A 21,522-nucleotide genomic window follows, 5' to 3' on the forward strand; every position below is an offset into this window, starting at 1 on the left:
AAGAATCGCGACAGGCGAGAACCCGTCGCGGTCTTTTCATGTCCGGGCAGAACAGTTCATCGAAGCATCAGCCAAGCGTCTTGATGACAGCCGGAAGCGCTTCGGCGAAACGATCGAGATCCGCTTGCGGCCCGACGCTTACGCGTACGCAGCGGTTCAGCGGCGGAACGCCGGGCATGCGGATGAACACCCCGTGCTCAAGCAGGCCATCGACGATCGCGCGCGCATAGGTCCCGTCGCGGCCGCAGTCGATCGCCACGAAATTGGTGGCGGAGGCAAGCGGTGCGAGGCCATTCTCGTGGGCAATAGTGGCAATGCGATCGCGGGCGGCGTGAATGTTGCCGATCACGTCCCTCAAATACGCCTGGTCCCTGAGCGCGGCGAGCGCCGCGACGGTTGCAAGGCGGTTCATGCCGAAGTGGTTGCGGATCTTGTCGAAAGCCTGAACTGTCTCAGGCGTTCCGATCGCATGGCCGACGCGCGCGCCGGCGAGCCCGTAGGCCTTGGAGAAGGTACGGGTTCTAAGCACGTTCGGCCGGTCGATCAGGTCGGCGATCGCCGGAGTGGAACCCGCCGGCCCGGTTTCGCAATAGGCCTCGTCGAGGATCATCAACGTGGTCTCCGGCAGGGCGCGCGCGAAGGCAACGATACTGCCGGCGTCCCACCAGCTGCCCATCGGATTGTCGGGATTGGCGAAATAGACCAGCGGCGGACTTTCACGCCTTACCGCGTCCATCAGCCTATCGAGATCCTCGCGGTCGTTGGCGTAGGGGACCGTCACCAGCCTGCCGCCGAAACCGACCACATGGAAGTTGAAGGTCGGGTAGGCGCCGAACGAGGTTACGACGGGCATGCCGGGCTCGATGACCATCCGGACGATGAGGCCGAGGAGGCTGTCGATGCCTTCACCGACCGCGATATTGTCGGCTTTCACCCCGAGATGCGCGGCAAGCGCCTGCTTGAGGGCAAAGTTCTCCGGATCGTTGTATTTCCAGATATCGCCGGCCTCTTCGCGCATGGCCGCAAGGACGGATGGCGCAGGCCCGAAGCCGTTCTCGTTTGCGCCGATGCGGGCCAAGACCGGCAAGCCGCGCTGACGCTCGAGGGCTTCAGGCCCGACGAAGGGAACGGTGGAGGGGAGGTTGCCGATCAGCGGCGTGAAGCGCGAGAAGGCGGACATGCTGGATGGATTTCCCGTTTTCAATGGCACGGGCAAAGAGAATAGGCGCCTGGACGAGCGGTGCAAGGCCCCGAAGGGGCAACTCGGTACGGTATGTCGACGATCGGGCGCTAGCGGCGCGCCTTGATCTCCAGCCGCTGCGGTTCGTTGCTCTTGATGCCGCGCGCGGCCATGGCTTCCTTGTTGCCGGTCATGAAATCGGCGCGAACGACCCTGCGCAGCGTTTCCAGTTCGACAATATTGATGAAGCGGACGCCGATGCGGTTGCCGTTGCGGTAAACTTCGGCGCAGCCGATGCGATAGGCGAGGCCGAGAATGTTGAGGTAGTAATGGAGCGGCAGGCCGATCGCCGTCGCCACGATGAAGCTGGCGCCGCCTTGCGAAATGTCGATGATTTCGGCGCTGCGCATGGACATGCCCGTAAGGCAGGGATTGACGGCGATGAGACGGGCGGGCCGTTGAACGAAGAACCGCTCCCACTGCCGCTCGTAGACCTCGGATTTAACTCGCGCAAGGTGGGTTGCCTGCAGCATTCTATTCCTCCGGCTCTATCCGGATCGAAGATCTCGGGGCCACTTCGAAGGCTGGCACGAACACTTTGCGCTTTACTCAACGAGAATGGTTAAATTTTAGCTAGTTCTGTCTTTAGGGTGCCATTCGAGCGAGGCATCGCATCAGGTGCTTTCCTCGAAGTTCAGGCGTTGCACGTGGTGCAGGAAATCCGGGCTGATCAGCATGTTGAAGCAGACCGTCACCACGGTGCCGTTACGTTTGAGGAGTGTGCAGCCGATCTCGTCGTGAATGCCGAGAATCTCCAGGAAGAAGTTCTGCGGAATATCGAGGCCCTTGTTCACTTCGAGGACGGCGCCTGACAGCGAAATCGTGCGCACGACGCAGCGCACCTGCAACGTCGTCGTAAGATGATGCCCGATGGAAATGATATTTCCGGGGCGATCGACGACAAATTCCTCCAGCGCGCGTTCGGGTGCGGGATGCTGGGTGTCTGAATGCATCTGAAAGGGCATTGGACCCTCCATCGTTCTTGTCGTTTCAGGATAAGGTGGGAACGTTGACGAATGCTGAATTGAAATCGCCAAAGGCTGCAGCGTACCGATAGGCATCGGACTCCGGCGCCAAACAGGCTCGTTTCTTGACTTTGGCCGATCCGTCGTCCATACCGCGATCGGTCGAGGCGCCTGCCGCTCGCAAAGCGAAAGCTTTCGGTGAAGTCCTCACGTCCATGAAAAAAGCCACACTCAGTGCATGCTGACTGCAGGCAATGCGAGCCCCCTTTTGAAGTCCTAGATGCATGCCTTTGTGAAAGGCTTTCTCATGACACGGTCGCTACCGACCATCGACGAATTGAAACTGCAGGCCAAGCGCCTGCGCCAGGCCATGACCGAGCGCGGAGCGGCCGTCACGCACGGCGCGGCCCTCGAACTCGTGGCGCAACAGCACGGCGCGCGGGATTGGAATACGCTTTCAGCGCGCGCCCCTCGCGATCAGCCGAAGCCACCGTTTTTCGCGGTCGGTGAACGGGTGCGCGGCCGCTATCTCGGTCAAAGCTTCGAGGGCAGGGTGTTGTCGCTCGCGACACTTCCCGGCGGCGACGCCTACAAGATCTCGATCCACTTCAACGAGCCCGTCGACGTCGTCACGTTCGACAGCTTCTCCGCCTATCGAAGCCGCATCACCGCGCAAATCGACGCCAACGGCGTTTCGCCGCGAAAGACGTCGAACGGCCAGCCGCATCTCGTGCTGGAACATTGATGCCGAGCAGGATACCGCGTCATGCGACGCGGTATCTTTTCACGCTTTCATCAGCCACTCATGCTCCGGCGCGTTGTGAAATTTCCAGACGCGCTTCGGGCCGGCCATGACGTTGAGATAATAGAGATCGTAGCCGTGGCAGGCCGCGCACGGGTGATAGCCCTTGGGCACCATCGTCACGTCGCCGTCTTCCACCGCCATCACCTCGTCGAGCGAGCGGTCGTCCGTATAGACCCGCTGGAAGCCGAAACCCTGCGGCGGGTTGAGGCGGTGATAGTAGGTCTCTTCGAGGAAGCTTTCGTTCGGCAGGTTGTCCTGGTCGTGCTTGTGTGGCGGATAGGAGGAGGTGTGTCCGCCGGGGGTGATGACCTCAACGACCAGCAGCGAGTGGGCGGCGCCGTCGTCTTCCGGCATGATGTTGTTGACGTAGCGGACGTTCGTGCCCTTGCCCCGCGTCAGCGCCGGGTGCGTGCCGGGCGGGATCGCCCGCGCTTCGTGGGCACCGCCGCCGGGTGCCGAGCAGACGGCGAGCTCCAGATCCGTCTCCGCCGTCACCGACCAGCTCGAGCCGGCGGGTATATAAAGAGCATGCGGCGGCCCTTCGAACGGGTTCATGCGCTCGCCGATCAGCCCGAAATCCTTGCCGCCAGCCTGCGCGCCGCCCTTGCCACTGACCCAGACGAGGCAGACCTCGCGGTCGTTGGTTTCGCCCGATGCCTTTTCGCCCGGGCTCAGGCGATACATATCGAAGCCTACATAGGTCCAGCCGGCGCTTTGCGGTGTGACGCTATGAACCTTGCCCGCCGTTCCGCTCGGGCGCAGGTGAAGAGGGGACTTGCTCATTGTGCGGTCTCCTTTGGGAAATCCACGAAAAACGATAGACCGGATAGGCGGTCGCCGTTGCCGCTACGCCGGCCGGGTAAACACACGCTACCCCTTGGGAAAGCCCTCCGTTTCCACGGTGTAGCCGGCGGCCGACATGACGCGCATCAATTCGGCATGGCCGATTTCGGCCATTTTCTGAGGCGGCGCCTTGCGTGGATCCTGTTCTGCCTCGACGACGAACCAGCCCTCATAGCCGTGATCGGCCAGCCGTTGGACAATCGCACCGAAATCGAGCGAGCCATCACCCGGAACCGTGAAGGCACCAAGCGCTACCGCGTCCAGGAAGGACTGCCGGCTGCGATCCAGCCCATCCACCACAGGCTTGCGGATGTCCTTGACGTGAACATGATTGATGCGGGCGTGGTGGTTGTCGATGGCGCGCAAAACGTCACCGCCGGCAAAAGCCAAATGCCCGGCGTCGAGCAGAAGCGGAATGCCGGCGCCCGAATAGCGCATGAAGGCGTCGAGTTCCGGCTCGGTTTCGACCACGGCGGCCATGTGATGGTGATAGGAGAGCGGCATTCCGTGCTCGGCGCACCATTCCCCAAATTCGGTGACCCGGCGCGCATAGCTCTTCATCTCCTCATCGGAGAGCTTCGGCTTGGTCGCAAGCGGCTTGGAGCGGTCGCCCTGGATGGAGCGGCCCACCTCGCCATAGACGATGCAGGGCGCATCGACCGCCTTGAAGAGTTCGATCATCGGGGCGATGCGGTCCTTGTTTGCGGCAAGGTCCTCGTCGACGAGCGTGCCCGAGAACCAGCCGCCGCACAGCGTCACATCGGCGGCGCGCAGAATGGGCAGCATCACCTTTGGATCCTCGGGAAAACGGCGGCCCTTTTCCATGCCGGTGAAGCCCGCACTGCGCGACTGCCGCAGGCACTCCTCGAGGGACACATCCTCGCTGAGATCAGGTAGGTCGTCGTTCCACCACGCGATGGGCGACATGCCAAGTTTGGCCTTCATTAAACATTCTCCTCAGGCGTATTGTTGGAAGGCCGGCAACCGACCTTTCAAAGAGAGCGACAACAATCAATTAGCCGATGCGTTGGGCGGCGCGTGCGTCGACGTAGTTCTTGCGCGCCTTGTTGACCTCATCGCGTGGGCTGACCTCGGGAACGGCGACGTCCCACCAGTGGCCGCCGGCCTCCGTCGTGATCAACGGATCGGTGTCGATCACGATCACGGTCGTGCGGTCGTTGCCCTTCGAGGCGACAATCGCCGTTTCGAGCTCGGCGATCGAGGCAACCTTGACCGCGATCGCGCCCATCGATTCCGCATGCGCGCGGAAATCGATCTCCGGCATCACCTCATAGCGGGAGTCCTTCAGCAGATTGTTGAAGTTGGCCCCGCCGGTTTCCATCTGCAGGCGGTTGATACAGCCGTAGCCGCGGTTGTCGAGGAGCACGACGGTAAGCTTCAGTGCGAGCATGACCGAGGTCGCAAGTTCCGAGTTCAGCATCATGTAGGAGCCGTCGCCGACCATGACGACAACCTCGCGTTCGGGATGCGCCATCTTGACGCCGAGCCCACCGGCGATTTCGTAGCCCATGCAGGAAAATCCGTATTCCATGTGATAGCTGCCGGGCGCGGTCGCGGGCCAGAGCTTGTGCAGTTCGCCGGGCAGGCCGCCGGCGGCGCACAGCACCGTGGTGGTTTGCTCGCGGCCGATCGTGCGCGCCACCGCGCCGATCACCTGGGCGTCGGAGGGCAGGGCGGCATTGGTCGAGGCCATCGCCTTGTCCGCGGCCTCCATCCAGACGCGCTTCTCCTTCGCCGCCTTTTCCGCGAGCGCCGCCGGAGCCTTCCAGCCGGCAAGCGCTGCCGAAAGCGTCTTCAGGCCCTCGCGCGCATCCGCGACCAGGGGCTGGCTGTTGTGCTTAAGCGCATCGTAGGCAGCGATGTTGAGGCTGACGATCTTGAATTTTTCGTTCTTGAAGAGGGCCCATGAGCCGGTGGTGAAATCCTGGCAGCGCGTGCCGACGGCAATGACCAGATCCGTTTCCTCGGCGATCGCGTTGGCTGCGGACGTCCCGGTGACACCGACGGAGCCGAGCGCCAGGGGATGGCGCTCGTCGATCGCCGACTTGCCGGCCTGGCTGACGACGACCGGAACGCCGTGGGATTCGGCAAAGGCTGTGAGTTCGGCCGTTGCCCGCGAATAGAGAACGCCGCCGCCGGCGATGATGACGGGCCGTTCGGACGCTCGGATGAGGGCGACGACGTTCGCCAGTTCGTCCGCGTCCGGGCGTGGACGGCGCGTCATCCAGACGTGCTCATCGAAGAAGCTCTCGGGATAGTCGTAGGCCTCGGCCTGCACGTCCTGGCAGAGCGCCAAGGTCACCGGACCGCAGTCAAGCGGGTCCGTCAGCACCTGCATGGCCCGCTTCAGCGCGGTCATGATCTGCTCCGGCCGGGTGATGCGGTCGAAATAGCGCGAGACCGGTCGGAAGGCGTCGTTGGCCGAGACCGTACCGTCGCCGAAATCCTCGATCTGCTGCAGCACCGGATCCGGTGCGCGGTTGGCAAAGATGTCGCCGGGCAGGAAAAGAACGGGAATACGGTTGACGTGCGCGACGCCGGCCGCCGTCACCATGTTGAGCGCGCCAGGGCCGATCGAGGAGGTGCAGGCCATGAAGCGCTGGCGGAAATTTGCCTTCGCATAGGCGATCGCGGCGTGCGCCATGCCCTGCTCGTTGTGGGCGCGATAGGTCGGAAGCTCGTCGCGTACCTGGTAAAGCGCCTCGCCGATGCCGGCGACGTTGCCGTGGCCGAAGATCGCCCAGACACCGCCGAAGATCGGCAGGCGCTTGCCGTCGACCACGGTCATCTGCTTCTTGAGGAAGTGCGCGACTGCCTGCGCCATCGTCAATCTGATCGTCTTGCCCATCGGGCGCCTCCCAATTCAGTCTTGTGATATCTGAGCGCTTCCGTTTTTCTCGGGAACCACGGAAATGCTCTGTCTGTTGGTTTTTTAGCAATTCCGGATGGAAAGCCGAGGTTTTCCGGGAATTGCGCTAGTGGCCGGCGTGGGTTCTGAGCCACGCCTGGGTCAGTTGCCGGAAGCGCCCGGCCATGTCGGCGATCGCCGCTTCGTCGTCCATTTGTCCCGCCATCCAGGCGCGCGCGGCGTCGGCAAAGATCGTCCGGCCCACCGCGAAGCCCTTGACCGAAGGCGCGGCAAGGGTTGCTTCGAAGCTGCGAAGCAGCTCTTCGGCCGGAGCTTCCAGTCCGAGCAACACGATGCCGCGGCAAAGCGGATCGTTCTTTGCGATGACGGCGTCGATCTTGCGCCAAGCCGCACTGGAGGCCTGCGGCTCCAGCTTCCACCAGTCCGGCTTTATCCCGAGCGCATAAAGCTCCTCGAGCGCCCTCGGGATCGTGTCGTCCGTCAGCGGGCCGTTCTTGCTGGCGATGATCTCGACGAGCAGCTCGCGCCCGACCTTGCGTGCTGCTTCGAAGAGCGTCCTCACCTTTTCCTGCTGCTCGCTCTTCAATTCAGCCGGATCGTCAGGATGATAGAAGCAAAGGCATTTGATGCAATGGTTCGTCGGCCACTCCGTGAGTTGCGAGCCGATGTCCTGGCTGAACTCGAAGCGCAGCGGCTTGGAGCCGGGCAGCTCGACAGGACGGCCGATCCAGCTGAAGCCTTTGGTTGCCGCATCGAAGAAGGCATCGCGGCCGAAGCGTTCGTCGATCAGCATGCCGTAACCGGGCCGGCCCTCGGCGACGCGCGCCGCCGCCTCGACAGCCAGCCGCTTGAACGCCGAGATGCGGTCATGGGGAACGCCGAGTTCGTCGGCGACGCTGACCAGCTGCGACCGGTGATCGATGGCAAGCGCCATGAGAAGAGGGATCTCTCCGGAGCGTGTCGTTGCCCAATGAATGTGGTTGATCGTTTCGTCCTTGCGCAGCGCGCGGTGCTTGCTGCCGGTCGTCAGGAAGAAATCCAGCTCTTCCCAGGTCGGATATTCCGGCGAGCAGAGGAGGCGGGAGACGGCAAACGCGCCGCAGGCATTGGCCCACGTGGCGCAGGTCTTGAGCGGCTCGCCTCTCAGCCAGCCGCGCAGGAAACCGGACATGAAGGCGTCGCCGGCGCCGAGGACGTTGAAGACCTCGATCGGAAAACCCTGGCCGACGATGCCGGCTTCGAGATCGTCGGAAATCGGACCGTCATAGACAATGCATCCCATGGCGCCGCGCTTCAGCACGATGGTCGCGGGCGACAGCTTGCGGATCGCTTTCAGCGCGCCAAGCGGGTCGTCGGCGCCCGAGGCGATCATGATCTCCTCTTCGGTACCGATTATGAGATCGCAGTCGGGAAGCGTTTCCTTCATCTTCGAAGAGACGCGGTCGGACTTCACGTAACGCTCGAAACCTTCGGCGTGGCCGGCAAGTCCCCAGAGGTTCGGCCGGTAGTCGATGTCGAAAATGACCTTGCCGCCATTCTCCTTGGCGATGCGGATCGCCTTGCGCTGCGCGGCCTCGGTGTTCGGCTTGGAAAAATGCGTGCCCGAGACGAGAACCGCGTGCGACGAGCGGATGAACGCCTCATCGATGTCTTCCTCCGAAAGTGCCATGTCGGCGCAGTCCGAGCGGTAGAAGATCATCGGCGAGACGCCCTCCGCCTCGACCGCAAGCAGCACCAACGCAGTCAGTCGCTCCTTGTCGGTGGCGATGCCCTGCGTGGCCACGCCCTCGCGGGCGGCCTGCTCGCGGATGAAGCGCCCCATCTGCTCGTCGCCGACGCGGGTGATCAGACCGGATTTCAGACCGAGCCGCGCCGTGCCGATGGCGATATTGGAGGGGCAGCCGCCGACGGACTTGGCAAAGGAGGCGATATCCTCGAGCCGCGAACCGATCTGCTGGCCGTAGAGATCGACGGACGAGCGGCCGATAGTGATCACGTCGAGTGTACGCGCCGGCGAGGAGCCGGGATTAGGTTGGGCCATTATGTCCTCCCGTCGAGTTGGCAACGGACATTCGAGCGTCCGCGCCTTTCGAGTGATAATGAAACATTGGTTCCGTTATTTTGTCAATTCGGAATGTTTATTCCATTTTGTCTTTTGTGGTTTTTGCCGGCGTCATCTTACGCCGCCGTTCGGCGATGGCGACGGGAAAGGCCATGATCAGCGCCATCGATGCGGAAAGCGAGCGGAAGCCGGCGAAATCGGATTCAGCCACCTCGAACCAGTGTGTCGCGCAGGCGGCGAGCGGAGAAAAAGCAGAATCGGTGATCGCGATCACGGGCACTCCGCGATCGGCCAGCTCCTGGCTCTGCGTCAGGCTTTCGGCTGCATAGGGCGAAAAGCTCGCGGCGATCGCGGCGTCCCTGGGCGTTGCGAACTGCACCAACTCGGGATCGACGCCGTTCGGCGAGGCAACGATCTGGTGGCGTATGCCGAGCTTGGAGAAGGCGTAGGTCATGTGCGCCGTCAGCGGATAGGAGCGGCGCTTGGCGATCAGATAGATGGTGTCGGCCGCGGCGAGAATGTCCACCGATCTGGCGAAGGCCTCCGTTTGCACGGACGCGGCGAGCCGGTTGATCGACTGGCTGGCGGCCGACAGGAAACCGGAGAGGATGCTGGCATCCTCGTCTTCGGCGCCGGACTGCTCCAGCGAGACCAGACGTTCCTCGTAGGACAGCGTCCGGTCGCGAAGGCGCTCGCGAAAAATGCTCTGAAGATCGGAAAAGCCTTCGTAGCCCAGGTGATGGGCGAGCCGCACCAGGGTCGAGGGCTGCACCTCCGAGGCCGCCGCGATGCTGGCGGTCGTTCCGAACGCGATCTCGTCGGGATTGGTGAGCGCGAAGGCCGCGACCTGGGCGAGCCGCTTCGGCATGGCATTCTTGCGCTCGATGATCGTGCTGCGCAGGCTCTCGAAATCCCGCGGCACCTTCGTCGGCAGCTTGACCTCGTTATCCATTCCTACACCCCGCGCGGCAACTGCCGGTGAAACAAACATTCCATGCGTCGAACATAATGAATTCTGGAAGGAACGGGAACAATATTTTTAAGTCTAGGAAATTAAATAGATAAAGCTAAAATATTGGAGATTTGAACTCTGCTTGAGCAGATGCTCGCCTTGCCAAAACGGTCTAAATATTCCAAAAATCGCCTGAAACCAACCCTGGATGGAGGCTCGGCCGGTATGAAGCAGCTTGGCGTCGGATTGATTGGAACCGGCTATATGGGCAAATGCCACGCCTTGGCGTGGAACGCGGTGAAAACCGTGTTTGGCGACGTCGAACGGCCGCGCCTCGTGCACCTTGCGGAGGCGAACGCCGAACTTGCGGCGGCAAGGGGCGCCGAATTCGGTTTTGAGAAGGCGACCGCGGATTGGCGTGCGCTGATCGCCGATCCCGAGGTCGACGTCGTGTCCGTCACCACGCCGAACCAGTTCCACGCCGAGATGGCGATCGCGGCACTTCAAGCGGGCAAGCATGTCTGGTGCGAGAAGCCGATGGCGCCGTCCTATGTCGACGCCGAGCGCATGCTCGAGGCGGCCCGCGCCTCAGGCAAGGTGGCCGTCCTCGGCTACAACTACATCCAGAACCCGGTGATGCGGCATATCAAGGTGCTTGTCGGTGAGGGAGCGATCGGCAAGGTCAATCACATCCGCGTCGAGATGGACGAGGACTTCATGGCCGATCCGGAAGGCTTTTTCTATTGGAAGAGCGCGCTTGCGGGCGGCTACGGTGCGCTCGACGATTTCGCCGTGCACCCCTTGTCTTTGCTGTGGTTCCTCTTCGGCCATGTGGAAGCCGTCGTCACCGACATGGTGAAACCTTATCCCGACCGTCCCCTGCAGCAGGGTGGCCGCAAGGCGGTGGAGAATCACGACGGCGCCAACGTGCTGATGCGGCTTGCCGGGGGCATTTCGGGGGTGCTGATGGTCAATCGTGCCGCCTGGGGCCGAAAGGGCCGGATCGCGCTGCAGATATTCGGCTCCAAGGGCTCGATCACCTACGACCAGGAGCGAATGAACGAGTTCGATCTCTATCAGGCCGAGGGAAGGGGGACGGAGCAGGGCTACAGGAAAATTCTCGCCGCGCCAGCGCACGCGCCCTATGACCGCTTCATTCCAGCACCCGGCCACGGTCTCGGCTTCAACGACCTGAAGATCATCGAATGCCGCGAGTTGTTGCGGGCAATCGCCGGCGAACCCTCCTCGACGGTGAGTTTCGCGGACGGGCTGCGCATCGAAAAATCGGTCCATGCCATGGCCAAGGCTTTTCATGAGCGGGGCTGGGTTACGGTCGACGACTAGCGGCCGGATCCTAGGTTGACGCATCGAGAGTGAGGGGATAGGCCTCTCTCCAAGATGCGCCGGCCTGAGGCCTGAAGCGCTTTTTACGCACTGGAGCCAGGAATCGTGACGAACAGACTGGTCATCGTCGGCGCCGGCCAGGCCGGCTTCGCGCTCGCGGCCAAAATGCGCGCCCTCAAGGATACGCGGCCGATCACCATCATCGGTGCCGAGGAAAGTCTTCCCTATCAACGCCCGCCGCTGACGAAGAAGTACCTGCTTGGCGAGATGAGCTTCGATCGGCTGCTTTTCCGCCCGCAGCATTGGTATGCGGACAACGACGTCGAGATCAGGCTGACGACCTGGGTCGAGCAGATCAAGCGCGACGAGAAGCGTGTGGTCATGCAGGACGGCTCGTCGCTGGATTACGGGACGCTGGTGCTTGCCACCGGCTCGACGCCAAGACGCCTGCCGCCCTCGGTCGGCGGCGATCTCGACGGGGTTTACGTTGCCCGCGACAAGCGCGATGCCGACCTGCTCGCCGGCGAAATGCGCGCCGGTCGCCGCGCGCTGATCATCGGCGGCGGTTATATCGGCCTGGAGGCGGCCGCCGTCGCCCGCCATCGCGGGCTCGAGGTGACCGTCATCGAGATGGCGGATCGTATTCTTCAGCGGGTCGCCGCGAAGGCGACGGCCGACATCATGCGCCGGATCCATCAGGACCATGACGTCGTCATCCGTGAGAAGACGGGTTTGAAACAACTCGTCGGCAAGAACGGCCGCGTCGTCGCGGCGGAACTCTCCGACGGCACCACGATCGACGTCGATTTCGTCGTCGTCGGCATCGGCGTCGCGCCGAACGACCAGCTTGCCAAGGAGGCGGGGCTCGACGTCGCCAATGGCGTCGTCGTCGACGCCTTTGCGCGCAGTTCCGATCCGTCGATCTACGCCGTCGGCGACTGCGCCATCCTGCTTTGGGACGGCGGCAGGGCGAGGCTGGAATCGGTGCAGAACGCCGTCGACCAGGCGGAAGCCGCGGCCGCCATCATCGGCGGCGGCAATGAGCCATACGATCCGAAACCGTGGTTCTGGTCGGATCAGTATGACGTGAAATTGCAGATCGCCGGCTTCAATCTCGGCTATGACGAGACATTGTTTCGTGCAGGCGCGCGCGAGGGAGCCGCCTCGATCTGGTATTTCAAGGCGGGCAAGTTCATCGCCGTCGACGCGGTGAACGACGCCAAGGCGTATGTCACGGGCAAGAAACTCCTGGAGAGCGGCGTCCAGCCGGATCGCGCCGTCCTCGCCGACCCCGCCTCCGATCTCAAGCAACTCCTTGGATTGATGAAATGACCCTTGCCCCAAACGCCTTCAAGGCCGCCCTTCGCGACCGCCGTCCGCAAATCGGGCTGTGGCTCGCCATGGCCGATGCTTACGCCGCCGAGCTTGCGGGACACGCGGGTTTCGATTGGCTGGTGATCGACGGCGAGCATGGCCCGAACGACCTGCGCAGCATTCTGGCACAGCTTCAGGCGCTGGAATCCTCGCCCTCCGAAGCCGTGGTGCGGCTGCCCGTCGGCGAGACGTGGATGATCAAGCAGGCATTGGATATCGGGGCACGCTCGCTGCTCATTCCGATGGTGGACAGCGCCGAGCAGGCCGAAGCTTTGGTGCGCGCGGTGCGCTATCCGCCCCATGGCTTGCGCGGCATGGGCGCGACGATCGCCCGGGCCTCGCGTTTTGGCACCATCCCGGACTATGCCGCCAACGCTTCCGAAGAGATATGCCTCGTCGTCCAGGCCGAAAGCCGCGCGGCGATGGCGGATCTCGAGCGAATTGCGGCCGTCGACGGCATTGACGGCGTCTTCATCGGTCCCGCCGACCTCGCCGCCGACATGGGACTGCCGGGTCAGCTGCAGGCTCCCGAGGTTCAAGCTGTCATAGAAACGGGAATCGCAACGATTCTCGCCGCCGGCAAGCCCGCCGGCATCCTGACGATGGATGAGACGCTGAACCGGCGCTATCTGGAGCTCGGCGCGACCTTCGTCGCGGTCGGCGCCGACGTCACCGCGTTTTCGGCCGCCCTGCGCCGCCTTGCGACCATCTACAAGTCGGACCAACCCGGCGCGTCCGGCGAGGGGAAGCCAAGCAGCTACTGAGCTTTGATGAAGCGCCGGGGGAAATGCCGCGACAGGCAAATTGCGGCTTGATTATCCCCGCGAATAGCCCTATCAGGGCCGCACCGGAGAGGTGGCCGAGTGGTCGAAGGCGCTCCCCTGCTAAGGGAGTATACGTCAAAAGCGTATCGTGGGTTCGAATCCCATCCTCTCCGCCATCCACCCAATAAGTCTATTTTACCCTTTAATAACAGTTGCTTAGCTAGGTCGTTCTAAATCACTTGTGCCAATCACTTGTGCCAATTTAATTGTGCCAGAGTCGATTCGGCTCGGGCGTTCCTTGGTTCGACCTCTTGGGTTAGTCGAGGGTTCCACAAAAAAGTTCGTCGCGCTGAGGCCCGCACCCGAGAAATCTCGGAAGGTCAGCCTTTCAGCCACCCAAGCGCCCTTTCGCGCACCTCGGGTCTATCCTCCAGCATACCGTGGACGACCTTCGCCGTATCCTCGGCGCTGATGTAGACGCCGGAGATGTTCCAGTCGTTGATCCGCCGGTCCTTCCACTCGATGAACCAACGAGCCCTCGGCTTCGTCTTGCGGACAAGCCGTGTGTCTCGGTTGATGCTGAAGGTGTTGCTGTTCAAGCTGTGGTCGTCGATGGTGTCCATTGAATATTGTCCTCTCGTTGTCGTTCAGAATGATGGAGGGTGTGTGGTGCCGTAGCGGCCATAGAAGCGCGTCGTGGGTCGGCTGGTAGGTCGACCCAACCAACCCACAAAACGCTCTAGAATGGCCCTACGCGTGCGCGAAGAATGACGGTGCGTAGGCCTTGCGGTGGGGCGACTTCGTATCGCTCTCCACCCAGTCCTCTGCGGCCCATGCGCCGAGGGTCCGGTCACGCTTCAGGACTGCGACGTAGCCTTCCTTGTTGGCCTTGGCCCGCCTGACGTGGACGACAGTGTCGGGGTCATGACCAAGGTTGATGAGCTTCCTGCACAACGGCGGGATGGCGCTCTTGGTGGTGCTGCGGTTCCGCTGTGACGTACGGTCTACAGTCTCGTCGGTTTCAACGTGGTAGGCCGTATGCGAGCCAAGAAGCTCGATGGTAGACGGCTGCATCTCAGCGCTTGCGGCGAAGTGTTGCGCGAATGATGCTCGCTGCCGAAGGTCGGGCTGAAGGCGTACGATCCTCGCGGACCTTCCAGCCTTTATTACCCACCCGCTGCATGCCTGCTTCGATCCCACGGGCGTACTGGTCCCGGGTGATGAGGCATTTCTCGTAGAGCGTCTTGGCTTGCTCGGCGGACATGGCAATGCCGTCAACAATCGTGTCCACAGTGCTGGGGTCGTGCGATGCGAACATCTCGCTGGCCATGTCGCTGGACACGTAGGACGGCTTGTAGATCGCCCGCGTCTCCTGATGAAGCTGGATCGCCAGCTGACGTTCGCGCTCGGGGTCGTTGCCGTTGTCGGAAGACGTGGAGAAAGAATGAAAGTTACCCATAGTCGTGTTGTCCTTAAGGTTGGTTCGACGTGTCGCGGCTGAGCGCGGCGAGACGGTCGGAGTGGTGTTCGAAGTAGAAGTGGAGGGAGCGGCTCGACAGCTTGTCGTAACCGTGGTTCATCGAGAGGTTGCGGCAGGCCTGCATTAATTCGGCTATGCCGCAGCCGAGTGTGGTCGCGAGGGCGTCGTAGGAGATCGCCTTAGCTTCTTCGATTGCAGCTATGAGGGCTGCTGCGAACTCAGCGGGGTTGCTTGGTTCTTGTGCGTCGGGAGGCCAGATGAAATTGTTCTCGTCTGCCTTGACCGGAGCGGAGGGCAGGCTGAAGCCATGTTCGTCCTGCCCCGCTCGGTACTTGGCGTCGGCCGTCTCCTTGATGACCTTGGCATTGCGACGGGACAGGAAGTCCTCGTTGGCGTTGAGCTTGGCCCCGACTTCCCCCGGACCCGCCTGCCACATCCCGTGGAACCTCTGAAGCCTCTCGGAGACGTTCCAGAGCGTCTGTTCGTCGGTCCCGAGGTGCTTCCCCAGATCAGCCCAGTCGGTCGCTGTGTAGTGGACTACGGCCCACAGGATTGCCGCCGCAGCATCGTGAGGTCTTTCGACGGGGCCGCCGGTGAGCGTGAAGAGGACGGCGGTGTCCTCGGGTGTCGGAGGTGTTGCCGGAACGTAGATCGCGGTCATCTCAACCACCTGCCGGAACCCATTGCGCCCCCGAGAACCGCGCGATGATGGCCATCTGACGGGCTTCGGCCTTCTCGGCTGGCAAGTCTTCGTCACGGATCCAGCGATGACCGTCGGGCAGCGTCGGGGAGACCCTCGATAGACGATCCGCTTCGGGATCACTTACGCGGGTGTCGATCTGGCTGAACGGTTCGGCCTGCCGGATGTCCTCGACAATGAAGGCGTCCGCTTCCTCCCGAGCCTGCCGCAACAGGTCACGGGCTTCGAAGGCGTGGGTGTCAGCCATGATCTGGTCGATGACGCTGTTCGGCACCGAGCGGGCTTCGTTGGCCAGCCTGCGCCGCTCCATGATCTTGTCGTAGTATCCCGGAGGCGTGAGCCGTTCGATCTGGCGTCCGGTCTTGCGCTCCCAAGCCCTGCGAAGCTCCCAGGTGTGCTGCGACTTCGCCTTGAAGCTCGCGTCTGCCGCTGGGGTTGGTGGAAGCTGGGCCATGGGAATGCCCACCTTGAGGCACTCCAGAAGCCAGTTGGGTTGGGTTCTGCGGGTCGTTGCATCTGCCCCGCTGCGAATATCTGCTCTCATTCTTGCTCATGTCCTTTCGATGAATAGAAGAAGGCCCGGATTGCTCCGAGCCCTCATTGATGTCGTTCTGTGTGCTGCTGAAATAGTGAAGCGCAACCGCTACAAGCCCTGCGTAGTAAGGCATTGCAGGCTATTGTGTCGCCCCAGAGCGGCTAATTAGCCACTTCCGTCGTAAGTCATTGAAATCTAAAGAACTACCCTAGAACTCTGGCTCGAAAGCCACCCTAGGCCACTCTCGCTTCCCCGTGACGGCCTCGGAGACTTCGGTGACCAGTGCCGCTGCCACGGTCAGCACCTGCCGAGCCTTACGGCTATCCTTCATGGCACGCATGCAGGCCATGTACTCGTCCAACGCTGCCCGTGCTGCCTTGGCGTATTCCTCGTCCATGTCGGGTCCCTTCACCTCTGCATCGTTACCCTGCTCCAGCCCGTTGCCATTCATGGCCGCGTAGATCGCCGGGAAGTCGGACTGCATCCACTTCGGCAACTGGTGCCGCGATACGATCCCGTTCAGGTCCTTCTCCATCTCCCTCGCTGACTTCACGGCGCTACCTCTGCCCGTGCGATGCCTCTTCGCTCTGACGTAGGCGCGGAAGACGTTCCGCTTGTCCGCCCGCGACAACGGCAACCCGTGCCGCCTATTCGCCTCCGCAGCCAACCACGGGATTTCATCGAGTCCCGTCGGTGTCACCAGAACGGCGTCGATCTCCCGAAGGCCATTCCGCCGTGCAGCACTGACGCGATGCCACCCGTCCACGAGAGCGAATCCTCTGGTGTCATCGGTGGCATCAATCCGCGCGACCTTGATCGGCACGAACTTCTCGCCGCCTCGCATCAACTCGGCGTACTCCCGAACCGTACGCAAGCACATCTGCTCGCGGATCTGATTGTCGGGCAGCAGCACCAAGGCATCTAGCGAGACGGTGATCAGGTCGCCGGGAGACAGGCCTTGCGGTGTCATCGCTCGTTCCTGTCCTGCTCGTGGATGTCGGCAGCCTTCCGTGCCAGCTTCCTGCGCTCCGCCTTCTCGATGGCATTGCGGGCGGATGCCATGATGCTGCGTTCCATCCTCTGCTTCGCTGTGAGCGTCGGCTTCTTCCATTGTCTGTATGCCATTCTAGTCCTCGTTGGTGTCGTTGGGTTCCTCATGTGCCGGAGGGGTCTCTGCTCAAGGTCTGAAACATAGATCGCGAAACACGCGGTTTCGACGATTTCAAGCAATCCAGCCGGTTCTGTGCATCAAAAACATGCACACGAAGGCGCTCAAGCCAGCCTCGCCCGATGAGGCGGCGGGTCCGACCAGCGAGCGACCTCGTCTAGATGTCGATATGCAGCTAGGGGTGTCCCAATTCATTGTGATCGCGCTAGGGGTCATGGAATTATCCAGAGGAGCCGCAAGAACCCCTGCACAACCTAAATCACGGGCGTTATCCCCCACGCCGGACTACTTCAGTCCACGCGCGATCACCCGAGACACCTGCGTTGCCCTCACTCGCTCCTGAGGATGCGGAAGACGCTTGACCGGCTGATGCCCAGTTCGACCACGATCTGATCAGCGGTCTTGCCTTCAGCCTTGAGCTTCTTGACCTCATCCGCCTTGCGCTGGGCAGTCGGTGCGCGTCCCTTGTACTTGCCGTCCGCCTTGGCGTTGGCGATGCCTTCTCGTTGACGCTCCAGCATGATCTCCCGCTCGAACTCCGCGATAGAGCCCAGTAGGTTCATCATGAGCTTCCCGGTCGGGGTGGCGGTGTCGATGTTGAGGTTCAGGATCTTGAGAGTGACGCCTCGGGTCTCCAGCGTGTCCTTGAGCTTGACGAGGTCCGCCATGGAGCGAGCTAGTCGGTCAAGCTTGGTGATGACGAACACGTCACCATTACGGGCATAGTCAATTGCCTTCGCCAACTCTGGGCGCTGCTTATCGACCGAGGAGAGTTGCTCTTGGAAGACCCTCTCGCAGCCAGCGGCCTCCAAGTCCCGTAGCTGGGCAGCAAGGCCATAGGTCTGGTCGAGGGTCGAGGTGCGAGCGTAGCCGATGATCGTAGGTGCCATGATGTTGCCTGTCCTGAAGTGCCGTTGACGTTAAGGACGTTGTGACACTGCCAGTACCAGAAGTCAACTAGCATGTGTGTGGCACTACTTCTGGCACCTTTCAGGGTGAGTCACATGGGCAGGGTTCATTGGCACTGCGAAGAGAGAGGCGAGGTCTGTCATCACCTGTCGGATTACGCTTCATGCAGCTAGGGGTCAGGGTATTCCTTGCGGGGTTCAACCTCGCTTGGTGCTGAGGGTCAGCGCATTCGGCGCAGGCCTCCGACTTCGAATTCTCAACGCAGCGTCTCCATTGATGCTACCGTCGCCTATGGAAGACAATCGCTACGTCACCCGCCGACACCCGGACCATACGTGGTCGGTCTTAGACAGCGCCACCGGAGACGCAGCCGAGACCTGCGACTTCACCATGGTGCGGCTCACGCAGGAACTCGCTGAGGAACTGGCCGATCTCCTGAACGTCGACCCCCGGTATCTCGATCCGGAAGACCAGCGCCACGCCAGACCACCACGGCCCACCTCAGCAGCCCACGGTCCACCGAGCGTCCGGTAAGGCTGCCTTGAGGTGAACGAGGGTGCCACGGGGGGTCTCCGCGCGGTCCATCCTTATTCATGCCACTTCGCATTTTCGTAGCGCAGACATTCTGCCTCCTCGTTGACCTCCCAGGTTGGCTCTGCAATCTTGGCATCGGGAATGGGGGGAAGGGCATGCGGAAATATGTGGGGACTGTGGTGGCATCGCTTTACCTAGCTATCGGTTGGGGATGCAGCGCGGAGGCGGGCTACCAGAACGACTATGCGTCATGGAAGGGGCTGTCTCTCATTGAGCGGTACGCCTACTTCGAGGGTCTATTCGATGGTCAGCAGAATGGCGGCTTCATAGGAGACCCGCCGTACGCAGTGGCCCTAAGGTCAGCGCTCAGCGATTGCGCTGTAGGCCTGCATCTTACCCCTGCTATGATCGAAGGCGGCGTTACGCGGCACTATGAGGCCTTTCCGCGTGACTGGGGCTTCTCGCCTGCCATGATCGTCAGCAGGGTCACCCAGGAGGTGTGCATAGACTACATCAACGCAGCTCGTAGCAAGTTGCAGCTGGCCCCATGGGAAGCACCATCAGGCTCGATCTCCGAACATTTGAAGCACGACTAGCGGTGTCAACCAGCTTCGACCAGCGCTGCTTGCGGGCGGCGGACCCTAAGAACTTCTTAGCCCGTTGACCGCAGCGTCCTCGGGACCACCACCGCCTCCACACACTTCACCTTCTGTTGCCAACTTGCGTCCTTGGCGTAGCTCTCCCGCAGGACTGACTTCTTCTCTTCCTTCTTGCCGGTATCGTGGCCAATCACGTCTTGGATGACCTCCAAGGGGATGTCGGCATGGCGGGCCTTGGTCGCGAAGGTGCGCCGGAAGCTATGGAAGTTGACGAGGCTGCGCCGCTTGCCGTCCCGCTTTTCATCGACACCTAGCGCCACCCGCCGCCGCGTGAAGGCCGTCGAGAGCGTGTCCGATGGGTTGGGCAGGTCCTCGAACTCCTTGAACAGCAGTTCCTTCCCCGCACGTCCCTCGCAACGCTTAGCGATGAGGTCAGCCAGCTTCGAATGAATGGGCACGACACGGACACCCGCATTCGTCTTCGCCTTCGATAGGTCGAACTTGCCGCCGTGGCATGCCTCCACGGTCAAGTCCGTGATCTCAGCCAGCCGCATTCCGCTCAAGGTCGAGATGAAGGCCAGTTCCTTCAGTTGCTGTTCCCACTCAGGCTTGCGCTGCCGTTTAGTTGGAGTGTCGAGGTGGAGGACCTTCGCAAGCTCTTCGTCCGTGAAGGCTCGCTCTTCTTCCGTAGCCACGCCCTGCTTGCCACGCTCGGGTGCGATCTGGTCCGCCCACGGGTTGGCGCTGGACTTCCCCAGATGACCACGGCGGCGTAGGTGGTCCCAGTAACCCACGAGTGCCCCGAGGTGCTTCTTCGCCGTCACCCTCGTCATCTTGTCGGGATCGAGAAGTTCACCCGAGACGTACTGCCCTGCGGTCTTACGGTCGATATCGACAACGGTATGGCCCTTGGCCTTGCACCACACTGCGAGCCTCTTGACGATGCCTTGGTAGTCCAGGGTGGTCTTGGGTGCGAGCTTGGCCTCCTTCAGCCATGCGCCGAGATGGGTGTCGACTTGTTCGTGCCCAGACCAAGCTTTGTCGAATGCCGCTTGAACATCCGGCTTCCGCTCAAGCCGCTCGCTGTGTTCTTGCGCGATCTCCACCATGAGGGCCCTCTGGTCGCGGTCTTCCTCCTTTATATATACCTCCCGTGAGAACCGCCCATATTCAACGGCCTTGGCAATCTGATCTGACACCACCGTGCCCGAGGGGACCAAGCGCCCGCTTCGGATGTCGTCAAACATGTCCTGCATCTCCCGCTCGCGCTTATTGCGCCACTTGCGGGCCGTGACGATGTCGCCGGTTCCGGTGCTTTCCACGTAGTTCTGCTGCCCCTTGAAGAAGGCGCGGCACTCAGCAGGAATGCCAATCTTGAACTGGTAGGTCTTGCCCTTCATGCGTAAGTGCCTGCTCGGCTTGCCGCGAAATCCTGCCATGTCTGGTCCCTCTGAGGCACTTGTGCCAAGAACTTGTGCCAATTTCAGAGGTGATTGGCAAGTAAAATCAATGCCATCAATGGCTTGAGAGCTACTGGCGGAGCTTCCCATCCTCTCCGCCATCCACCCAATGTCCGACCCGGATACATAGGTAACAGTCTGTACCTAAGACATGGGTGACAACCTCGTGCCGAACGGGGTGTCGTCATTTCCCGGAATTCTTCCAGCGAGCGGCCGACTTCAGCGACCACAAGTTCCGAATAGAATATGGCTCCGCGCGGCGAGAACGCTTTGCGCCCAGATCATCGTGATCGACGCCTTCCATGGAATTGAAGAGCGGTCGTTAGCTCGACCGCAAAGTGCCTTCCCTAACGTCATCCTCCTGACGCGCTCGAATCAATCAACGGTGTTCGATTCGAATGACTGCCGTGCACGCGCCCTTGAGCGCCCCGACAACCGGAGCCCGGCGAAGAGGTTCCGTGCAAAACGGCGCGCCCATGCCGCCCTAACTCCCGGAAACCGCTGAGAAGTGGCGGAAAATGGCCGCCGCCTTCTTTGTCCAAGCACTGCCCGCAGGGCGTAAGTGCCCGGCAGATAAGGATTTTCTTAACGAATTCTAAACAAGCGGAAAGGCCGTGTGTCGACTTTGTGTCCTTTCAGCAACATGAACTAATGAAGCGAGAGGTAAATAAGTAAATTAGGCCGAATGCAGATTGCTTGGTGACCGCCGTCTTGTATTTTCAAATTCGGAAGCAAGGGCGGTTGATCGTCCGACTTCTTGAAACATGGGGATGGGGCAGGGAATGCCTCTTGGCAAAAAACCCAGACCCGATCGAAACTTTGAATTGGAGGTCAATATGAACATCAAGAGCCTTCTTCTCGGCTCCGCTGCTGCTCTTGCAGTAGTATCCGGTGCTCA

The 21,522-nt window shown here is 61.6% G+C and carries 23 protein-coding genes and 1 tRNA gene; 6 read left to right on the forward strand and 18 right to left on the reverse strand.

Annotated elements, in window-relative coordinates; translation table 11 throughout:
• Positions 1-67: 67 nt before the first annotated feature.
• From AB4048_RS18380 to AB4048_RS18390, 3 genes are all read right to left on the reverse strand, one after another.
• Positions 68-1,180 carry a pyridoxal phosphate-dependent aminotransferase gene (locus AB4048_RS18380; RefSeq protein WP_442203427.1) on the reverse strand — a complete coding sequence of 371 codons (1,113 nt, stop codon included), beginning with the start codon at positions 1,178-1,180 and terminating at the stop codon, positions 68-70.
• Between the two features lie 110 nt (positions 1,181-1,290).
• On the reverse strand, positions 1,291-1,713 hold the full coding sequence (locus tag AB4048_RS18385) for a PilZ domain-containing protein (protein WP_442203428.1): 423 nt from the start codon (positions 1,711-1,713) through the stop codon (positions 1,291-1,293).
• Between the two features lie 141 nt (positions 1,714-1,854).
• The gene (locus tag AB4048_RS18390; RefSeq protein WP_442203454.1) at positions 1,855-2,193 is read right to left on the reverse strand and encodes a hypothetical protein; all 339 of its coding nucleotides are present in this window, start codon (positions 2,191-2,193) and stop codon (positions 1,855-1,857) included.
• A gap of 319 nt (positions 2,194-2,512) precedes the next feature.
• Between AB4048_RS18390 and AB4048_RS18395 the strand changes: the two genes are divergently transcribed.
• Complete coding sequence (locus AB4048_RS18395; protein WP_442203429.1) at positions 2,513-2,950, forward strand: glyoxalase superfamily protein; 438 nt, start codon at positions 2,513-2,515, stop codon at positions 2,948-2,950.
• Positions 2,951-2,989: 39 nt separating this feature from the next.
• On the opposite strand, the gene iolB is transcribed toward AB4048_RS18395, so the two are convergent.
• The 5 genes from iolB to AB4048_RS18420 form a co-directional block, all read right to left on the reverse strand.
• Positions 2,990-3,793: a 5-deoxy-glucuronate isomerase gene (iolB, locus tag AB4048_RS18400; RefSeq protein WP_442203430.1), complete on the reverse strand. Its 804-nt coding sequence runs from the start codon at positions 3,791-3,793 to the stop codon at positions 2,990-2,992.
• An 87-nt stretch (positions 3,794-3,880) separates the two neighbouring features.
• A complete protein-coding gene (gene iolE, locus AB4048_RS18405) occupies positions 3,881-4,798 on the reverse strand; it encodes a myo-inosose-2 dehydratase (protein WP_442203431.1) in 918 nt (305 codons plus the stop codon).
• 70 nt (positions 4,799-4,868) lie between these two features.
• Entirely contained in the window at positions 4,869-6,722 is a 1,854-nt protein-coding gene (gene iolD, locus AB4048_RS18410; protein WP_442203432.1) for a 3D-(3,5/4)-trihydroxycyclohexane-1,2-dione acylhydrolase (decyclizing), read from the reverse strand.
• 127 nt (positions 6,723-6,849) lie between these two features.
• Complete coding sequence (locus AB4048_RS18415; RefSeq protein WP_442203433.1) at positions 6,850-8,784, reverse strand: bifunctional 5-dehydro-2-deoxygluconokinase/5-dehydro-2-deoxyphosphogluconate aldolase; 1,935 nt, start codon at positions 8,782-8,784, stop codon at positions 6,850-6,852.
• 97 nt (positions 8,785-8,881) lie between these two features.
• Complete coding sequence (locus AB4048_RS18420; protein WP_442203434.1) at positions 8,882-9,757, reverse strand: MurR/RpiR family transcriptional regulator; 876 nt, start codon at positions 9,755-9,757, stop codon at positions 8,882-8,884.
• Between the two features lie 225 nt (positions 9,758-9,982).
• Here AB4048_RS18420 and AB4048_RS18425 point away from each other — a divergent pair, with 225 nt between their 5' ends.
• From AB4048_RS18425 to AB4048_RS18440, 4 genes are all read left to right on the forward strand, one after another.
• Complete coding sequence (locus AB4048_RS18425; RefSeq protein ID WP_442203435.1) at positions 9,983-11,101, forward strand: Gfo/Idh/MocA family protein; 1,119 nt, start codon at positions 9,983-9,985, stop codon at positions 11,099-11,101.
• Between the two features lie 105 nt (positions 11,102-11,206).
• On the forward strand, positions 11,207-12,433 hold the full coding sequence (locus AB4048_RS18430; protein WP_442203436.1) for an NAD(P)/FAD-dependent oxidoreductase: 1,227 nt from the start codon (positions 11,207-11,209) through the stop codon (positions 12,431-12,433).
• Positions 12,430-13,239 carry an aldolase/citrate lyase family protein gene (locus tag AB4048_RS18435; RefSeq protein ID WP_442203437.1) on the forward strand — a complete coding sequence of 270 codons (810 nt, stop codon included), beginning with the start codon at positions 12,430-12,432 and terminating at the stop codon, positions 13,237-13,239. Before AB4048_RS18430 ends, AB4048_RS18435 begins: the two co-directional genes overlap by 4 nt.
• An 85-nt stretch (positions 13,240-13,324) precedes the next feature.
• Positions 13,325-13,415, forward strand: a tRNA-Ser gene (locus AB4048_RS18440).
• 204 nt (positions 13,416-13,619) lie between these two features.
• Here the strand turns inward: AB4048_RS18440 and AB4048_RS18445 are convergent.
• The 9 genes from AB4048_RS18445 to AB4048_RS18485 form a co-directional block, all read right to left on the reverse strand.
• Complete coding sequence (locus tag AB4048_RS18445; protein WP_442203438.1) at positions 13,620-13,862, reverse strand: hypothetical protein; 243 nt, start codon at positions 13,860-13,862, stop codon at positions 13,620-13,622.
• Positions 13,863-13,989: 127 nt separating this feature from the next.
• Positions 13,990-14,313: a hypothetical protein gene (locus tag AB4048_RS18450; RefSeq protein WP_442203439.1), complete on the reverse strand. Its 324-nt coding sequence runs from the start codon at positions 14,311-14,313 to the stop codon at positions 13,990-13,992.
• A 1-nt stretch (position 14,314) separates the two neighbouring features.
• Positions 14,315-14,698: a hypothetical protein gene (locus AB4048_RS18455; protein ID WP_442203440.1), complete on the reverse strand. Its 384-nt coding sequence runs from the start codon at positions 14,696-14,698 to the stop codon at positions 14,315-14,317.
• A 13-nt stretch (positions 14,699-14,711) separates the two neighbouring features.
• On the reverse strand, positions 14,712-15,380 hold the full coding sequence (locus AB4048_RS18460; protein ID WP_442203441.1) for a hypothetical protein: 669 nt from the start codon (positions 15,378-15,380) through the stop codon (positions 14,712-14,714).
• A 1-nt stretch (position 15,381) separates the two neighbouring features.
• The gene (locus tag AB4048_RS18465; protein ID WP_442203442.1) at positions 15,382-15,963 is read right to left on the reverse strand and encodes a hypothetical protein; all 582 of its coding nucleotides are present in this window, start codon (positions 15,961-15,963) and stop codon (positions 15,382-15,384) included.
• Positions 15,964-16,162: 199 nt separating this feature from the next.
• Entirely contained in the window at positions 16,163-16,924 is a 762-nt protein-coding gene (locus AB4048_RS18470; protein ID WP_442203443.1) for a hypothetical protein, read from the reverse strand.
• On the reverse strand, positions 16,921-17,079 hold the full coding sequence (locus AB4048_RS18475; RefSeq protein ID WP_442203444.1) for a hypothetical protein: 159 nt from the start codon (positions 17,077-17,079) through the stop codon (positions 16,921-16,923). The genes AB4048_RS18470 and AB4048_RS18475 overlap by 4 nt, the downstream gene beginning before the upstream one ends.
• A gap of 372 nt (positions 17,080-17,451) precedes the next feature.
• Positions 17,452-18,012: a recombinase family protein gene (locus AB4048_RS18480; RefSeq protein ID WP_442203445.1), complete on the reverse strand. Its 561-nt coding sequence runs from the start codon at positions 18,010-18,012 to the stop codon at positions 17,452-17,454.
• A 364-nt stretch (positions 18,013-18,376) separates the two neighbouring features.
• On the reverse strand, positions 18,377-18,511 hold the full coding sequence (locus AB4048_RS18485) for a hypothetical protein (RefSeq protein ID WP_442203446.1): 135 nt from the start codon (positions 18,509-18,511) through the stop codon (positions 18,377-18,379).
• Positions 18,512-18,720: 209 nt separating this feature from the next.
• Here AB4048_RS18485 and AB4048_RS18490 point away from each other — a divergent pair, with 209 nt between their 5' ends.
• Complete coding sequence (locus AB4048_RS18490; RefSeq protein WP_442203447.1) at positions 18,721-19,161, forward strand: hypothetical protein; 441 nt, start codon at positions 18,721-18,723, stop codon at positions 19,159-19,161.
• A gap of 56 nt (positions 19,162-19,217) precedes the next feature.
• Here the strand turns inward: AB4048_RS18490 and AB4048_RS18495 are convergent, their stop codons facing one another.
• Positions 19,218-20,564: a tyrosine-type recombinase/integrase gene (locus tag AB4048_RS18495; protein ID WP_442203448.1), complete on the reverse strand. Its 1,347-nt coding sequence runs from the start codon at positions 20,562-20,564 to the stop codon at positions 19,218-19,220.
• Positions 20,565-21,522 lie beyond the last annotated feature (958 nt).

The organism is Rhizobium sp. RAF56 (assembly GCF_052113965.1).
In the GTDB taxonomy this organism is placed as follows: Bacteria; Pseudomonadota; Alphaproteobacteria; order Rhizobiales; family Rhizobiaceae; genus Rhizobium.

What these genes read in the sequence shown, in the direction of transcription:
- AB4048_RS18475 (WP_442203444.1), bottom strand. Translation starts at nt 17,079, where the DNA reads ATGGCATACAGACAATGGAAGAAGCCGACGCTCACAGCGAAGCAGAGG.
- AB4048_RS18420 (WP_442203434.1), bottom strand. Translation starts at nt 9,757, where the DNA reads ATGGATAACGAGGTCAAGCTGCCGACGAAGGTGCCGCGGGATTTCGAG.
- AB4048_RS18415 (WP_442203433.1), bottom strand. Translation starts at nt 8,784, where the DNA reads ATGGCCCAACCTAATCCCGGCTCCTCGCCGGCGCGTACACTCGACGTG.
- iolD (WP_442203432.1), bottom strand. Translation starts at nt 6,722, where the DNA reads ATGGGCAAGACGATCAGATTGACGATGGCGCAGGCAGTCGCGCACTTC.
- AB4048_RS18490 (WP_442203447.1), top strand. Translation starts at nt 18,721, where the DNA reads ATGCGGAAATATGTGGGGACTGTGGTGGCATCGCTTTACCTAGCTATC.
- AB4048_RS18445 (WP_442203438.1), bottom strand. Translation starts at nt 13,862, where the DNA reads ATGGACACCATCGACGACCACAGCTTGAACAGCAACACCTTCAGCATC.
- iolE (WP_442203431.1), bottom strand. Translation starts at nt 4,798, where the DNA reads ATGAAGGCCAAACTTGGCATGTCGCCCATCGCGTGGTGGAACGACGAC.
- AB4048_RS18385 (WP_442203428.1), bottom strand. Translation starts at nt 1,713, where the DNA reads ATGCTGCAGGCAACCCACCTTGCGCGAGTTAAATCCGAGGTCTACGAG.
- AB4048_RS18495 (WP_442203448.1), bottom strand. Translation starts at nt 20,564, where the DNA reads ATGAAGGGCAAGACCTACCAGTTCAAGATTGGCATTCCTGCTGAGTGC.
- AB4048_RS18435 (WP_442203437.1), top strand. Translation starts at nt 12,430, where the DNA reads ATGACCCTTGCCCCAAACGCCTTCAAGGCCGCCCTTCGCGACCGCCGT.
- AB4048_RS18460 (WP_442203441.1), bottom strand. Translation starts at nt 15,380, where the DNA reads ATGACCGCGATCTACGTTCCGGCAACACCTCCGACACCCGAGGACACC.
- AB4048_RS18470 (WP_442203443.1), bottom strand. Translation starts at nt 16,924, where the DNA reads ATGACACCGCAAGGCCTGTCTCCCGGCGACCTGATCACCGTCTCGCTA.
- AB4048_RS18380 (WP_442203427.1), bottom strand. Translation starts at nt 1,180, where the DNA reads ATGTCCGCCTTCTCGCGCTTCACGCCGCTGATCGGCAACCTCCCCTCC.
- AB4048_RS18465 (WP_442203442.1), bottom strand. Translation starts at nt 15,963, where the DNA reads ATGAGAGCAGATATTCGCAGCGGGGCAGATGCAACGACCCGCAGAACC.
- AB4048_RS18395 (WP_442203429.1), top strand. Translation starts at nt 2,513, where the DNA reads ATGACACGGTCGCTACCGACCATCGACGAATTGAAACTGCAGGCCAAG.
- AB4048_RS18480 (WP_442203445.1), bottom strand. Translation starts at nt 18,012, where the DNA reads ATGGCACCTACGATCATCGGCTACGCTCGCACCTCGACCCTCGACCAG.
- iolB (WP_442203430.1), bottom strand. Translation starts at nt 3,793, where the DNA reads ATGAGCAAGTCCCCTCTTCACCTGCGCCCGAGCGGAACGGCGGGCAAG.
- AB4048_RS18455 (WP_442203440.1), bottom strand. Translation starts at nt 14,698, where the DNA reads ATGGGTAACTTTCATTCTTTCTCCACGTCTTCCGACAACGGCAACGAC.
- AB4048_RS18425 (WP_442203435.1), top strand. Translation starts at nt 9,983, where the DNA reads ATGAAGCAGCTTGGCGTCGGATTGATTGGAACCGGCTATATGGGCAAA.
- AB4048_RS18450 (WP_442203439.1), bottom strand. Translation starts at nt 14,313, where the DNA reads ATGCAGCCGTCTACCATCGAGCTTCTTGGCTCGCATACGGCCTACCAC.
- AB4048_RS18390 (WP_442203454.1), bottom strand. Translation starts at nt 2,193, where the DNA reads ATGCATTCAGACACCCAGCATCCCGCACCCGAACGCGCGCTGGAGGAA.